The organism is Pseudomonas sp. GM50 (genome assembly GCF_000282375.1).
GTDB lineage: Bacteria > Pseudomonadota > Gammaproteobacteria > Pseudomonadales > Pseudomonadaceae > Aquipseudomonas.
The window spans coordinates 18,109-32,495 of record NZ_AKJK01000068.1; the positions used below are offsets into that span (position 1 = coordinate 18,109).

Consider the following 14,387-nt stretch of genomic DNA (forward strand, 5'->3'; position numbering starts at 1 on the left):
CAAAAAAAGCGACGAGCAACGGCAGCCACTCGCGTGTGCCGGTCGTTACTGGCTGGCAATGTGCAGGGTCTTTTTCGAAGCGCCTTCCACCAGGTTGAAGCGGTATTCACGTCCGGGCTTCTTGTCGAACACGAACTCTTTTCCCGCGCGGATGTGGTGCTTGGTGGTGGGCTCGCATTCGTTTTCCTGCTTGATCGAGCAGTTGCGAAATTCATCGACCACCACGGACGTGTTGCCGTTGTTGCGAATGCGGTAAGTGCTGGCGCCATTCTCGATCACGCTGTCGTAGCGGCTGTTGTTCGGCCTGATGAAGAACACCGTGCCGAACCCGGTCATGACGTTGACGCCGGCCGAGAGGTTCTTTTTGTAGTCCTCGCGCTCGTCGCTGGACACCGCGAATTCGTCTTCCTTTTCCGGCACCACCGGGATGAAGCGCACACGGAAATAGCGCTCGGTGTCACGCTCGCCCATGAACAACAGGCGCGTGCCTTGCATGCCGTTGGCCGGAATGATCAGGCGCGCGGGGCTGGCCATCAGCCCGTCGCGCGATGTCGCCCCAGGGTCGCTTTTGACCGGCACTTCGCTAGGGGTACCCTCGGCGTCGTAGACGATTTCCAGAATGTTGACCTTGACGAAGGCCGTACTGTCGCCGCTGTTGAACACGCGCTTGAGGTAGGTGCTTTTGTCGCCATCCAGATAGTCGTACACCGTTCCGACGTTGATTTGCGGCCCGGCCTGAAGCCCCAGGGAAAACCCGCTCAAACCCACCATTAGCAACAAACGTTTCATAACCTTAAAACCCCACGACATTGAACACAGTGCTGGCTCGTTTTTTCGATGCGCAGCCCGTCAGATTTCCGAATCCCAAATCACAAAAACAGGGCTGGAATAGCGGCTGGCCACCCCGGGCCGCAGCATGTACTCCACATAATTTGGCGGGATTTCGAAATGCAAAGTGCCAGGTGCCCGGTCCACATAAAAACCAGGTTTAAACTGCAGGGCATTCTCCGGACCCGGCCGCAATCGCTGGCGCCGGACCGGTTGCCCGGAGAGGTCGGTCAAGCCGGCAGGCAGGCTGACGCTGACGAACACCGGGGCTCGACGATTCTCGGCAGGACTATTGATCGCACATTGGGCCCCCTCATCCATGCTGACTCCACACCTCAGCTGCATCTTGAAATGCGATGAGGCGGAAATGTTGAAAGTCTGGTCGCGAGACAACGTCACCGGGCGGCGCCCTGCCGCCAGCCAGCTCTGCCAGCCACCGGCGGGCAGCAACTGGATTTTTTCACCACCAGGGGGGATATCGACTTTGAGCTCATGCTCTACGTCGAGGCGAAAATCCAGAACGATGACGTCATCATTCGGGACCATGACGTCACCCAGGTCAAAGTCCTGATTCGGCCCTACTCGAAACACATGCTGCCCCGTGTATTGACCCGATACCATTTCCAGGGGGTTGGGAGTAATGAGCTCGTACGTGAAGTCGAATGTTTCGTACTTGAAGGGCTGGGGAATGTCGAACATCGCTCGCTTGGCGCAGATGCCCGCGTCGATCGGATGCCTCCAGAAACTGTTGAACCCGATGTCGTTGCCCGCGCCCGCCAAGCCTGTGCATGGGGGGCCGGCATAACTCCAGATCCCCCCTGCAAAAAGATAATTGTGCCCTGCCCCGTTCGTCAGCACCGGCGCGGGCAGCGGTAGCTTGTAAGCCACACCCATTCCGGCAACGCGAAATTTCACGACCTGCGGCGGGGCAGTCGGATGAGTCACGGTAATCGTCTCCCACTGCGATGGAATATTGAACATCGCGCCCTGCCGCTCATTGCTATGGCCGCCCTGAATGGTCGCATTCGAATAGGATTGAATGGGCAAACGCAGACTGAACAAATTTTTTTCTTGGCATTGGCGCGGGTTATCAAGACAAAAACCACTCGGTGGGGTCCTGTTCTTGAATTCGTTGACTTGAGGATTTGCAGGGTCCGGTTTGAACACCGCACTGATTTCCTGAGTTACGGCCTCGGCGGATGAGGGCAACAACACCATCAACACGCCCAGAAGGGTGAAGCGGCTCATTAGCGAGCCCGTTGCTCCTGACATATGCATCATTGATCCAACCCTCGAAATTCTGTGCATCGGCTGTCGTTCAACCTGACTTCTGTGTGCTGAGACCGGCATCCGCCAACGTATCCGGCGAGCAGCGCAGATCGCCGATCATCAACACGTTGTTTTCACTGCGATGCTTGTCGGTGTCGAGCCGGAACTGGCACAACAACTGGTCGGCGTAACGCACTTCCAGCGTCGGCGAACCGGCGTGCATTTCCATCGAGAAAAAGCCGTCGACTTCACTGACGCCACGGCTGGCGTGGTTGATGACGTGATGGCCCTTCAGCGGCCGACCTTGCGGGTCGACCAGCCGGCCGAGCACGGTCAGGGTTTTCATCACGTAGACCTTGCGGTACTCCACGCCGCCCTTGTTCAGGTGATAGCGAGTACGGGCCGGTTCGATGCTGGCCGCCGGGGCGTGATTGCCTTCGAAGTCAAAGCTCACGGAGCTGTTCTTGTAGGCCGTCAGCGGAATGAAATTTCGCCCCGGCCGCAACGCCGCGCTGCCACCGCTGAGGTCGTCAGCGCGCAACGCGATGCCGTCGATATCCGACTCGACGTCAACGATCATCCCGGCACCTCGCCCCTGATGCTGGCTGGTCAGGGCCATGCGCTGACCGCCAACCACCACCGTACTGTCCAGGTTCAAGCCGCCGGTGAAGTTGCCGTTGAACGACGAGCGCTGAATGAACCCGTCGCCATTGACCGCGTCGGTGCGAAAGTTCGCCAGGCTCGACAGGCCGACGCCGTAGGTGTCGGTCAGCGCAGTCACCGAGACGCTCTGCAACACATGGTCTTGCAGGTCTTTGCGATACCCGAGCGAGGCGTTGGTGTCGCGGCTGCCATCGCGGGCAGTACGGCTGCCGATGCTCCCGGAAATCTGCTGGCCCGGCCCGCCGAGCGCCACGTTGATGCTCAGGTCGACTCCGCGATTGCGCGCGTCGCCGCTGCTGTAGCTGCCCGGACGATCGAACAACGACAGTCGCCAGTTGGCATCGCTGCCCAACAGCACGGTGCGTTGCGTCCAGCCCAGATCCACACCGACGCCTTCAACGTTGCCATCGCTGTGGGACACCCGCGCGTTGAGCGAATTTTTGCGGCTGATCCGGTGGTTGAGTGCCAGCGATGAATTGCTGGTCTCGCCAGTGAACACGTTGCGTTGGCGCACGCGGGTACCGTCGGGCAACGTGTCGTAGGTGTTGGTGGTGTCGAGCCAGCTGCGGTTGTGGCTCACCACCAGGCTGCCGGAGCCATAGTTGTAGAGGGCTTGCAGATCGGCGCCGGTGCCGTGGTCTTCAGTCTGATAAAGGTTGGAATACAGGTTGATGCTGTTGGCCAGGCTCCAGTCGATGGAACTGCCGTACTGCAGCGTGTTGCGAACCTGACGTGCCGACAGCCCGAGGATCACACGGGGGTGCAACAGATAGTTGATCGCAGCTCCCGCCGTGGCATCGCCGCTGTTTTGTTGATCCCAGTTGCTGAGCAGTTTGCTTTCCTGTCCGGCGAACAGGTTGTAGCGCCAGCGCTCATCGTGGTTGCGCCAGTTGTTCGGCTTGTAGATCAGTTCCTGGGTGGTCGAGGTGGTCTGGCCGTCTTCGATCAGGCGCACTTCTACCTCGTAAATACCGCCAGGCAACGGCCGGGTGTCGAGGGTCTGCAAACCGGCCGGCACCGATTGGGTGTTGATCAGCAAACCATCGCGGAAAATCTCCACCGAGGCCTGTCGATTGGCGGTGACATAAACCGGATAGACGCTGGGTTTGGGACTGTCGATCGCCAGGCTGTCGGAGCTGCCGTACATCACGCCCACGGCGGTGTCGGGGCTGGTGCCGAACGAGCGCGGCTGACGGGTCAGGCCTTCGGAATTGGGGGTGAAGTAGCCCAGGCGAAAAAAACTGCCTTGCAGTTCGCGCTGGGTGTAGAGCTCATGCACGGCGTGATAGGTCTTGGTGTCCGGCCCGCCAAGGCGCGCCAGTTGCATGTTGAACGTCTGGCTCCAATTGCCCAGGCTGCCGCTGGCCTCCAGGCCGAAACGCCCGCCGAGGTCCTGATCCTGACCGCCATTGAGATTGAGCTGGTTGCGCACCATCAGGCCGCTGCTGCCGCCTTCAGGCTGATCGTAGAAACGCTTGGCATCAGTGTCGCGCTCGGCATTTTCGGTGACGATCGACAGCAATGAGTTTTCCAGGTTGTAGTGAACCGCCAGCATCTGTTCCGGGCATTGTCCGGTACAGGTGCCCAGTGCCACGCCGGGCTTGAGAACATCGGTCCAGGTTTCGCGCTCGCTGGCGCCGAAACGGCTTTCACTGGTATCGGTGAATTCGAGCAACGTGACCCGGTCATCGCGGGACAACACAATCATCGCCTCGCCGAGCGGCTGCTGATCGAGTTCGACCCGAACGGCCAATGGCACATCAAAAAAATGCTCCTCGAAATCCGCAGGCAGGCCCTTGGCCTGGGCCAGCAAACTTCTGGGGGTATTATCGATAGAAGTGGGCGCCGCAAATGCGCTGCTACATAACAGCAACGCAAGCGCTGCCGCGATGGGCGTCATCGGGAACATGAACAAGTACTCTAATTACAAAGAAGTTGAATCCCGGCCGACACGTTGATGCATTGCCGGCCGGTCACGTTACTTAAGCAAGTAAGCGCTTATGACTCTTTATCAAATTCAAAGAGCAACAGGAGGAACAGCATCGAACATCATGGTGACGGCACCGGTGTAATCACCGGGCGCAAAGGTGGTGCCAACAGCCTTGATGTTGAGTGGAGCCCGGTAATTGACGTTCGACTCGGTCTCGCCAACCACCATTTGCGGCGTAGTAGAGAGGACCATACCGTTGAGCGCCACTTGCAGATTGATCGTGCTGGCACCGGAGATCAGCTTCGGCAGGCTTTCAAGGCTGGCATGCACCGAACCGTTGTTGTTGCGCACGTCGAAGAAACCGTTGACCTCGCCCATGGTGCCAGTAGAAGGCCTGAAGCTCATGTCCTGGTCCTTGTTGACCAGATCCGGATCGACCGGAACCACGTAGAAGCCGTTAGTCGGTACATGCGCAACGAGGCTGATGGAATGACGGGCTTCACCTGCGGCAAACACGACGGAAGAGCTCAGCGCCAGAACGGCCAAAGGAGCAGCAAACGCGATTTTCTTGAACATTAGTCATTACCTGTCTTTTTTAAAATAAATTGATCATTGAAAGTTACCGATGAGCAAATCTGTCACGAGCAGTGAGTGACTCAGCAGCACTTTCAACGCCGAAACATGATCGATCAATTTATCTGGAAAGTAAGCAGGAAACATCCGGCAACCCTGTAGCCAAAACACCATTACCGTGGAGAGAAAAAAATCGGAATAACACTAAAGTCAATATTCAACTGTAAGAGAAATACTACAAACCGTGGGTTATCAGCCAGAATAACGAGACACTAAAAAACCCACTTCTGTAGGACTAATACCACACGCCCCACAAACAATGGACGAAACAATAACATTAGAGAGTTAACACTAATTTCAGGTTTTAAGCCTGTACTAAAAAGCACTATTTTTAGAGAGTTGGCGCTTCGACCGCAGGCAACCCCCAGCGTGGCATCCAGGACAACCATCGGTCAGGGGGCCTTGCCTTCTCGTAAAGATATATCTTAAGTTGTATCTAAACACGACGAGAGAACGCAAAAAATGAGAGACCATCATTCCCCCCACCGCGAACACGGCGATGGCCGCGACGGCTTCGAGAAACGCCCCGGACCCGGCCGCGAACGCGGTGGACGCGGCCCACGGGTATTCGCCCCCGGTGACCTGAAATTGCTGTTGCTGGCACTGATCGCCGAACAGCCATGCCACGGCTACGACCTGATCCGCCAGATTGAAAGCATGTTCGACGGTGCCTACAGCCCCAGCCCCGGCGTGATTTATCCGACCCTGACCTTTCTGGAAGAAAGCGAAATGATCCTGGGCGACGCCGAGGGCGGAAAAAAACGCTACAGCATCACCGACGCCGGACGTCTGTCATTAAGCGAACAAGCGATTGCCCTGGACGGTGTGCGCATGCGCATCGAGGTCAGCAAACGCTCGTTGCGCGGCCATGATCGCCCGGCCGAAATTCACGAAGCGGTGCACAACTTGCGCCACGCCCTGCAAATGCACCATGGACGCTGGAGCCCGGAAGAAATCCTGCGGGTACGCGACCTGCTCAACAACACCGCCAAGGCCATCGTCGATGGCCCCGCTGTTCAACCTGTTCAGGAGAAAGCCGAATGACTGATGTGATCCTGCAATCCCAATCCCAATCTATTCACCGCGTCATGCATGAGCTCAAACGCCGTCGCCTGGAAGTCCTGCGGGTGGTCGACCTGACGCCGCGCATGCGCAGGATTACGCTGGGTGGCCCTGAGCTGGCAGGCTTCATCAGCCTCGGGACGGACGACCATGTAAAACTGGTGTTCCCGCAGAATGCCGAGCAAGAGGCAGCGCTGGACAACCTGGTGCTGGGCGCCGGCAAAGACAACGGCCCGTTGCCCGAAATGCGCGACTACACCCCGCGCCGCTACGATCTCGACACCCTGGAACTGGACATCGACTTCGTGCTGCACGGCGATGGCCCTGCCTCGACCTGGGCCGAGCAGGCCAAACCTGGCCAGTTCCTGCAAATCGGCGGGCCACGGGGTTCGATGATCGTGCCGGACATCTTCGACAGCTACCTGCTGATCGGCGACGAAACCGCCCTGCCCGCCATCGCCCGACGCCTCGAAGGCCTGGCGGCCAACCGGCGTGCGCTGGTGATCGTGGAAGTGGAGAACGGCGCCGAACAACAACGCCTGGAAAGCGCAGCCCAGGTCGATGTGATCTGGGTATTGCGCGAAGGTGGCAAAAACAACCTGCTGACCACCGTGCAACAGATCAAGGTGCCCGATGGCAATCTGTATGCGTGGGTGGCGACCGAGTCCAAAGTCTCACGGCAGATCCGCCGGGTATTGCTCGATGAGCACGGGCTGGACGAGCAGTTCGTGAAAGCCGTCGGCTACTGGCGACTGGATGACAGCGACGAGGAATAACCACAATTCAAATGTGGCGAGGGGGCTTGCCCCCGTTCGGCTGCGTAGCAGTCGCAAAATCAGCAAACGCGGTGCGCCAGCAAAAATCGGTTGCAGGTTTTAGCACCGCTTCGCAGTGCAACGGGGGCAAGCCCCCTCGCCACAAAAACGCCCTCAATCAGCTGGAGTTCACTTTCGGGCAGCACGCCACCGATCCAGCCCGATCACCACCAGCGCAATCACCACAAAACCCGCCAACAATCCCCCTGCATTCACAAACACCTGTGGATAACCCAACTTGTCCACATCAATGAACGGATAGGGATAAACCGCCAGCAGATGCCCGCGCCATAACGCAAAGCCGAAGTACACCAGCGGATAGATCACCCACACCGCAATGTGCTTCAGCCGCAACGTACCTTTTGGCACGCAACACCACCAATAAGCCAGAAACAGCAGCGGCATGACGTCATGCATCAGCTCGTCGGCCAGCCATTGCCAGCCTTCGGGATGCCATAAATGGCGCAATAACAGGCTGTACGCCACACCGACCACGGCGATGCTCACTGCAATCCCGCTGCTTACCCACGGCTGCAAAAACCAGCGTCGCGCTGCCGACTCGCGGGATGTCAGTTCACAGGTCAGCACCACCGCCACCAGCGTGTTGGTCAGCACGGTAAAAAAACTGAAAAAACTCACCAGCCCACCCAGCAGACTGGCCGCAACACTCCAGCGCAAGTAAAGAATCAGGTACAGCTGAATGCTCAAACCGACCCAGCCCAGAATCGCCGCCACGGCAACACAACGACGCCTCGCGGCAGAACCTGGCGTCGAGGGTATGACCATGTTCAGAGTGGGCGCTTGGTGCGCATCAGCTTCACGTACAGGCGTTCGACCTTCTCCCGCGCCCACGGGGTTTTGCGCAGGAATGTCAGGCTCGACTTGATGCTTGGGTCGCTTTTGAAGCAGCGGATATCGATGCGCTCGGCCAGCCCCGACCATTCATAGTGTTCAACCAGGGCGTTGAGGATCTGTTCCAGCGTCACGCCGTGCAGCGGGTTGTTGTTCTGTTCGGTCATGCCGGGCCTTCGAGCGATGAAAGGAATGGAAGCCGCGCACCTTAGCCGAGGGTGTGGTCAGGTGGAAGTGCCTCTTCGAATACCGGGACAGATCCTGAGTTAACTGTAGGAGAACTCCTGCGCGCAAGCAGGCTCATTCGCAAAAGATCCCGCAGGAAAAAACCGGTAAAACATCCTCCGAGCTGCGTCTTCGACTTGGTTGTATGCCGCAGGCTAAAGTCCCCGCATCGACCCACAACCACAGGAGACTTTCCATGCAAGGATGCATCGAAAAAAAACTCAATCAGCCGTTCGGGCTGACGATCACACCGGCTTTCAGCGGGCAATCCTTGTCCCGCTTGCCGATCGACGAATTGCGCGAGCTCGCCAGACAACATCACTTGGTCATCCTGCGCGACTTCAGCCATGACTTGCACACCCCCACGGCGCTGGTGCACTACGCCAGGCAATGGGGCGAAATTCAGTCAGGTTCGTATGGCGACATACTTGAAGTGCGCGAACACCGGGATGCGCAGGATCATGTGTTCGATCACCATGACATGCACCTGCACTGGGACGGCGTCTTTGTGCCGACAGTCCCGGAATTCCAGCTGTTTCACTGCCTGCAAGCACCTCGCCCCGAGGCTGGTGGGCAGACCACCTTCGTGAATACCCGCGCGCTGATCCGGCAGGTGCCTGCACAGCGACTCGCGCAATGGCAGGCAATCGAGGTGACCTACCGTATCGACAAAGTCGCCCACTATGGCGGCGAAGTCCGGTCGCCCCTGTTGGTACATGATCCTCGAGACCACGAGTGGGTGCTGCGCTACTGCGAACCGCCCGTCACCAACCGCCAGGTGCTCAACCGTCACTCGCTGGAGTATCACGGTATCGAAGCATCAGAGATCAACGAGTTCGCCGCGGATCTGCACCGGCGCCTGTGCGATCCGCAGTTCGTTTACGCTCACCCCTGGCAACCCGGCGACCTGCTGATCGCCGATAATTTCTCGCTGTTGCATGGACGCCGAGCGTTCACTTCGCAATGCACCCGACACTTGCAGCGAGTGCATCTGCACGGCTCGCCACGGTGCATCAATCGCGCTCTGATACATGCCGGTTAACACCGCCCACAGCCCGACCGGTACTGCGGTGCCGGTCTTTGAGCAACTATTACCAAATCCGAAATGATCCATGTCAGTAAAAGCTCTTTCTCTATGTGTAACAGAACATTATCCTTACGCCCGTCCAGCTGAAACGCTTCTCCCCTGCTTCATTCCTGCTGCGTTCAGTTCACCCCCTTTAGAAAAAGACCCAGAATTTCTTCTCTATGCCCGATTTTCAAGCTCCGCGAGACAGCGCTGTCTTGCCCCCTGTGGCCAGTCGAAAAGCCTTCAACCTGATTGGCGGGTTCACTGCGTTGGGCCTTGCTACCTGCACCCAGGCTGCACCGGCCTTCGATCGCGATTCGCCGTGGATGCTCGGTGACTGGAACGGTACGCGCACCGAACTTTCGGAAAAAGGCTACGACTTCAAGGTCGATTACACCGGTGAAATGGGTAGCAACCTGCACGGCGGCTACGACCATGACCGCACCGCTCGCTACAGCGACCAGTTTGGCTTTGGCACCCATCTGGACTTGCAGAAGATTCTTGGCTGGGACGACGCTGAATTTCAGCTGACCATCACCGAGCGCAATGGCAACAACATCAGCAACGACCGGATCAACGATCCGCGTGTCGGCGGTTTCACCTCGGCTCAGGAAGTCTGGGGCCGCGGCCAGACCTGGCGCCTGACGCAGATGTGGTATCAGCAGAAATTCTTCGATCAGAAGCTCGATATCAAAGTCGGCCGCTTCGGCGAGGGCGAAGACTTCAACAGCTTCCCCTGCGACTTCCAGAACCTGGCGTTCTGCGGCTCCCAGGTCGGCAACTGGGTCGGTGGCATCTGGTACAACTGGCCGGTCAGCCAGTCGGCGATGCGCGTCAAATATCACCTGACGCCGCAGGTGTACGCGCAGGTTGGCGCTTACGAGCAGAACCCGTCCAATCTGGATCGGGACAACGGCTTCAAGCTCAGCGGCAGCGGCACTCAGGGCGCGATCCTGCCGGTGGAACTGGTCTGGACTCCGAAATTCAATGGCCTGCCGGGTGAATACCGCGCCGGTTATTACTACAGCAATGCCAAGGCCACCGACGTCTACAAGGACAGCAACGGCCAGCCGGCAGCCCTCAGCGGCGAGGCTTACCGCAGCGCATCGAGCAAGCATGGCGTGTGGCTGGGTGTGCAACAGCAACTGACTAGCCGCGCCAGTGACAACTCTCGCGGCCTGAGCGTGTTCGCCAACGGCACGATGCACGACAAAAAGACCAACGCCATCGACAACTATGTCCAGGCTGGCGTCGTCTACAAAGGCTTGTTCGATGCCCGCGCCAGAGACGACATCGGTTTTGCCCTGGCCCGTGTCCACGTCAACCCGGCCTACCGCAAGAACGCCGAGGCCACCAATCAGGCCCGTGCCGTCTTCGACTTCGACGACCCGTCGTTCCTGCCGCCGCAAGACACCGAATACAGCGCCGAACTCTATTACGGCGTGCACGTCACGAACTGGCTGACCGTGCGCCCGAACCTGCAATACATCCGCCACCCCGGTGGCGTGGACAAGGTCGATGACGCATTGATTGGCGGGATCAAAATCCAGTCGTCGTTCTAAGAATCACCACAAATCCTTGTAGGAGCGAGGCTTGCCCGCGAAGGCGATCTATTAATCAGCATCTATTGTTGAATGTTAATCCGTCTTCGCGGGCAAGCCTCGCTCCTACAAGGGAATGCGGCGTCCAACCGTTTTTTATATGAACCCTACCCGCGCCAGATCGTCATCTACAGTGAACTTGCGCGGGCTTACTTAAAACGTCACGGAGAACCACACTATGAGCGCTGATGGTGCTTTCAGTCGAAGCCGTCTGCTGCCGAGCCTGCTCGGTATCGTGCTTCTGCTAATGGGCCTGGCCTTGCTGGCCGGGGGGATCAAGCTGAGCATGCTTGGCGGCTCGCTGTATTACCTGCTGGCCGGTATCGGCCTGATGCTGACCGGGGGGCTGCTGCTTGCCGACCGTTATGCGGCGCTGAGCCTGTACGCGGTGGTGCTGTTCGCCAGTACGGTCTGGGCACTGTGGGAAGTCGGTCTGGACTGGTGGCAACTGGTGCCACGTCTGGCGCTGCTCTTTACCCTCGGCATCGTCATGCTGCTGCCATGGTTTCGTCGCCCGTTGCGTAGCGGCGAGTTCAACCCGGTCGGCACCGGCGTGCTGAGTGCTGCCGTGGTCATCGCCGGTATCGCCGCGCTGGCCAGCCTGTTCACCAACCCGGGTGAAATCAAGGGCGAACTGGATCGCGACAGCGTGCCAGGCATGACCAACACCGCTCCGGCCATGCCCGATGGCGACTGGAACTCCTACGGCCGCAGCGCCCATGGCGATCGTTACTCGCCACTGGCGCAGATCACGCCGCAGAACGTCAGCAAACTGGTACCCGCCTGGACCTACCGCACCGGCGACCTGCCTGGCCCGAACGACCCGGGCGAAACCACCGCCGAAAACACCCCGCTCAAAGCCAACGGCATGCTCTATGTCTGCACGCCGCACAGCCAGGTGATCGCACTGGACCCGGACACCGGCAAGGAAATCTGGCGTTTCGATCCGAAGCTCTCCACGCAGAACGCGGCGAACTTCAAGGGTTGGGCGCACATGACTTGCCGTGGCGTGACCTATCACGATGACGCCGCCTACGCGTCCGAGCAGAGCCCGACCGGCACTGCCAATGCGCCAGTGACCAGCGTCTGCCCGCGCCGGATCTTCCTGCCGACCGCCGACACCCGTCTGATCGCCCTGAACGCCGACACCGGCAAAATGTGCGAAGACTTCGGCAACGGTGGCCAGGTTGACCTGACAGCCAACATCGGCGGCTTCACCGCCGGCGGTTACTACTCCACTTCGCCACCGGCGGTCACCAAAGACCTGGTGGTGATTGGCGGCCACGTGACCGACAACGTTTCCACCGATGAGCCAAGCGGCGTGATCCGCGCGTTCGACGTGCACACCGGCAAACTGGTGTGGAACTGGGACAGCGGCAACCCGGACGACACCACGCCAATTGCCGAAGGCAAGGTCTACACCCGCAACTCGCCGAACATGTGGTCCATGTTCAGCGTCGACGAAAAACTCGGCATGCTCTACCTGCCGATGGGCAACCAGACCCCGGATCAGTTCGGTGGCGCGCGTACCCCTGAATCGGAACTGCACGCCGCCGGCCTGACCGCGCTGGACATCGCCACCGGCAAGGTGCGCTGGCACTTCCAGTTCACCCACCATGACCTGTGGGACATGGACGTCGGCGGCCAGCCAACCCTGATGGACCTGAAAACCGCAGACGGTGTGAAACCGGCGGTGCTCGCGTCCACCAAGCAAGGCAGCATCTACGTACTGGACCGCAGCAATGGTCAGCCGATCGTGCCGATCAAGGAAATCCCGGTGCCGCAAGGCGCAGTGGAAGGCGACCATACTTCGCCGACCCAACCGATGTCCGACCTGAACTTCGTGCCGCCGACCCTCAAGGAACGCGACATGTGGGGCGTGACCCCGTTCGATCAGATGCTGTGCCGGATCGACTTCAAATCCCTGCGTTACGACGGCATGTTCACCCCGCCGTCGCTGCAAGGCTCGATCGTTTATCCTGGTAACTTCGGTGTGTTCGACTGGGGCGGCATGTCGGTTGACCCGGTTCGTCAGATCGCTTTCGTGAACCCGAGCTACATGGCGTTCAAATCGAAACTGATCCCGGCCGCCGAAATCGCCAAACAAGGCCCTCGCGTCAGCGAAACCGAAGGCGTGCAGCCAAACAAAGGCGCGCCATACGGGGTGATCCTCGAAGCCCTGCTGTCGCCAATGGGCCTGCCGTGCCAGGCACCGGCATGGGGTTATGTGGCGGCGGTCGATTTGACCACCAACAAAACCATCTGGATGCACAAGAACGGCACCGTGCGCGACAGCTCGCCGGTTCCAATTCCTTTGAGCATGGGCGTACCGAGCCTGGGCGGGGCCTTCACCACTGCCAGTGGCGTTGCCTTCCTGAGCGGCACCCTCGACCAGTATCTGCGCGCCTACGACGTGAAAAACGGCAAGCAACTGTGGGAAGGCCGCCTGCCAGCAGGCGCACAAACCACACCGATGACCTACACCGGCAAAGACGGCAAGCAATACGTGCTCGTTGTTGCGGGCGGTCACGGATCGCTGGGCACCAAACAGGGTGACTATGTGATTGCGTACAAACTGTCGGAATAAGCGGTAGCGGCAGTTAATGGAAAGGCGACGCCTGTGAGGGGGTCGCCTTTTTTGTGGGTTCTGCAAAATCCCTGTAGGAGCGAACTGTGGCGAGGGGGCTTGCCCCCGTTTGAGTGCGTAGCACTCACAAAATCTTTGGTACACCAGAGGTTTTGGGGCTACTTCGTAGCCCCACGGGGGCAAGCCCCCTCGCCACAGTTCGCTCCTACAATTGATTGTGGTTGTCAGAGATATTGGCGCAGGTCCTACAGACGTGGTGATTTTTTGAGAACTTTCCGACAGGTTTTGACGGTTGTCGCTCGGAAGTGGGGTGGATAGGCTTTGGGGGTCGCTGCAAATCAGCGACCGGGCGTCGCGGCCTGAATTTTACTTGGTGCTTTTCCATTGCCTATTTGGAGCATCGCGATGTCTACACCAGAAACCGACAACGTTTCGCCCTACGAATCCAACGATTCAAAAAAATTCCACGACGCCGCTAACCGCGCGCTCGATCACTACCTCAACCCATCCGCCCTCAAAGCCCCCGTGCCCCGCAAGCCGAGCACGATGTATATGGTTGCGCCGGATATCAAAGACGAAGACCTGTTGGCCCACACCTGTGAATCGTTGGCCCAGGCCAGTGTGATGGCGAGTGATATTGCGGGGTACCTGGAAGGGCCGCACCGGCACACGGTGATGGCGATTCAACAGATCGTCATGCTGGCAGAACTGGCGGTGAACCGAATGCTGGATAACGTTTCCGTACCAAAACCAGCGCCACAGAGTTAATCCCCCTGTAGGAGCGACCTGTGGCGAGGGGGCTTGCCCCCGTTGGGCTGCGAAGCAGCCCCAAAATCTCTGATGTACCAAAGAT

The 14,387-nt window shown here is 58.9% G+C and carries 12 protein-coding genes; 6 read left to right on the plus strand and 6 right to left on the minus strand.

Translation table 11 applies throughout. From position 1 onward, the window contains the following. Window positions 1-45 precede the first annotated feature (45 nt). The 4 genes from PMI30_RS12720 to PMI30_RS12705 all read right to left on the minus strand — a co-directional run bounded on the left by PMI30_RS12720 (window position 46) and on the right by PMI30_RS12705 (window position 5,266). Entirely contained in the window at window positions 46-789 is a 744-nt protein-coding gene (locus PMI30_RS12720; RefSeq protein ID WP_032835609.1) for a pilus assembly protein, read from the minus strand. Between the two features lie 60 nt (window positions 790-849). Next, window positions 850-2,076, minus strand: a complete 1,227-nt coding sequence (locus PMI30_RS12715) for a hypothetical protein (RefSeq protein WP_032835602.1) — start codon at window positions 2,074-2,076, stop codon at window positions 850-852. 70 nt (window positions 2,077-2,146) lie between these two features. After that, window positions 2,147-4,669, minus strand: a complete 2,523-nt coding sequence (locus tag PMI30_RS12710; RefSeq protein ID WP_008010663.1) for a CS1-pili formation C-terminal domain-containing protein — start codon at window positions 4,667-4,669, stop codon at window positions 2,147-2,149. A gap of 108 nt (window positions 4,670-4,777) precedes the next feature. Further along, entirely contained in the window at window positions 4,778-5,266 is a 489-nt protein-coding gene (locus PMI30_RS12705; protein WP_008010669.1) for a CS1 type fimbrial major subunit, read from the minus strand. 519 nt (window positions 5,267-5,785) lie between these two features. On the opposite strand from PMI30_RS12705, the gene PMI30_RS12700 reads away from it, so the two are divergent. Further along, window positions 5,786-6,367: a PadR family transcriptional regulator gene (locus PMI30_RS12700; protein WP_008010671.1), complete on the plus strand. Its 582-nt coding sequence runs from the start codon at window positions 5,786-5,788 to the stop codon at window positions 6,365-6,367. After that, window positions 6,364-7,161, plus strand: coding sequence for a siderophore-interacting protein (locus PMI30_RS12695; RefSeq protein ID WP_008010673.1), 798 nt, complete (start codon window positions 6,364-6,366; stop codon window positions 7,159-7,161). Before PMI30_RS12700 ends, PMI30_RS12695 begins: the two co-directional genes overlap by 4 nt. 168 nt (window positions 7,162-7,329) lie before the next feature. On the opposite strand, the gene PMI30_RS12690 is transcribed toward PMI30_RS12695, so the two are convergent. Continuing rightward, a complete protein-coding gene (locus PMI30_RS12690) occupies window positions 7,330-7,986 on the minus strand; it encodes a Pr6Pr family membrane protein (protein WP_008010676.1) in 657 nt (218 codons plus the stop codon). A 2-nt stretch (window positions 7,987-7,988) separates the two neighbouring features. Continuing rightward, entirely contained in the window at window positions 7,989-8,219 is a 231-nt protein-coding gene (locus PMI30_RS12685; RefSeq protein ID WP_007903672.1) for a VF530 family DNA-binding protein, read from the minus strand. A gap of 254 nt (window positions 8,220-8,473) precedes the next feature. Between PMI30_RS12685 and PMI30_RS12680 the strand changes: the two genes are divergently transcribed. From PMI30_RS12680 to PMI30_RS12665, 4 genes are all read left to right on the plus strand, one after another. After that, window positions 8,474-9,319, plus strand: a complete 846-nt coding sequence (locus tag PMI30_RS12680) for a TauD/TfdA dioxygenase family protein (protein WP_008010678.1) — start codon at window positions 8,474-8,476, stop codon at window positions 9,317-9,319. A 206-nt stretch (window positions 9,320-9,525) separates the two neighbouring features. Beyond that, window positions 9,526-10,908: a carbohydrate porin gene (locus tag PMI30_RS12675; RefSeq protein WP_032835605.1), complete on the plus strand. Its 1,383-nt coding sequence runs from the start codon at window positions 9,526-9,528 to the stop codon at window positions 10,906-10,908. A 217-nt stretch (window positions 10,909-11,125) separates the two neighbouring features. Further along, window positions 11,126-13,534: a glucose/quinate/shikimate family membrane-bound PQQ-dependent dehydrogenase gene (locus tag PMI30_RS12670; protein WP_008010681.1), complete on the plus strand. Its 2,409-nt coding sequence runs from the start codon at window positions 11,126-11,128 to the stop codon at window positions 13,532-13,534. A 405-nt stretch (window positions 13,535-13,939) separates the two neighbouring features. Next, window positions 13,940-14,302 (plus strand): DUF6124 family protein, encoded by a 363-nt coding sequence (locus tag PMI30_RS12665; protein ID WP_008010682.1) that lies wholly within the window; start codon window positions 13,940-13,942, stop codon window positions 14,300-14,302. The last annotated feature ends 85 nt before the right edge of the window (window positions 14,303-14,387 follow it).

Coding starts and splice junctions, on each gene's coding strand:
- PMI30_RS12720 (WP_032835609.1), bottom strand. CDS start 789: ATGAAACGTTTGTTGCTAATGGTGGGTTTGAGCGGGTTTTCCCTGGGG.
- PMI30_RS12715 (WP_032835602.1), bottom strand. CDS start 2,076: ATGAGCCGCTTCACCCTTCTGGGCGTGTTGATGGTGTTGTTGCCCTCA.
- PMI30_RS12710 (WP_008010663.1), bottom strand. CDS start 4,669: ATGTTCCCGATGACGCCCATCGCGGCAGCGCTTGCGTTGCTGTTATGT.
- PMI30_RS12705 (WP_008010669.1), bottom strand. CDS start 5,266: ATGTTCAAGAAAATCGCGTTTGCTGCTCCTTTGGCCGTTCTGGCGCTG.
- PMI30_RS12700 (WP_008010671.1), top strand. CDS start 5,786: ATGAGAGACCATCATTCCCCCCACCGCGAACACGGCGATGGCCGCGAC.
- PMI30_RS12695 (WP_008010673.1), top strand. CDS start 6,364: ATGACTGATGTGATCCTGCAATCCCAATCCCAATCTATTCACCGCGTC.
- PMI30_RS12690 (WP_008010676.1), bottom strand. CDS start 7,986: ATGGTCATACCCTCGACGCCAGGTTCTGCCGCGAGGCGTCGTTGTGTT.
- PMI30_RS12685 (WP_007903672.1), bottom strand. CDS start 8,219: ATGACCGAACAGAACAACAACCCGCTGCACGGCGTGACGCTGGAACAG.
- PMI30_RS12680 (WP_008010678.1), top strand. CDS start 8,474: ATGCAAGGATGCATCGAAAAAAAACTCAATCAGCCGTTCGGGCTGACG.
- PMI30_RS12675 (WP_032835605.1), top strand. CDS start 9,526: ATGCCCGATTTTCAAGCTCCGCGAGACAGCGCTGTCTTGCCCCCTGTG.
- PMI30_RS12670 (WP_008010681.1), top strand. CDS start 11,126: ATGAGCGCTGATGGTGCTTTCAGTCGAAGCCGTCTGCTGCCGAGCCTG.
- PMI30_RS12665 (WP_008010682.1), top strand. CDS start 13,940: ATGTCTACACCAGAAACCGACAACGTTTCGCCCTACGAATCCAACGAT.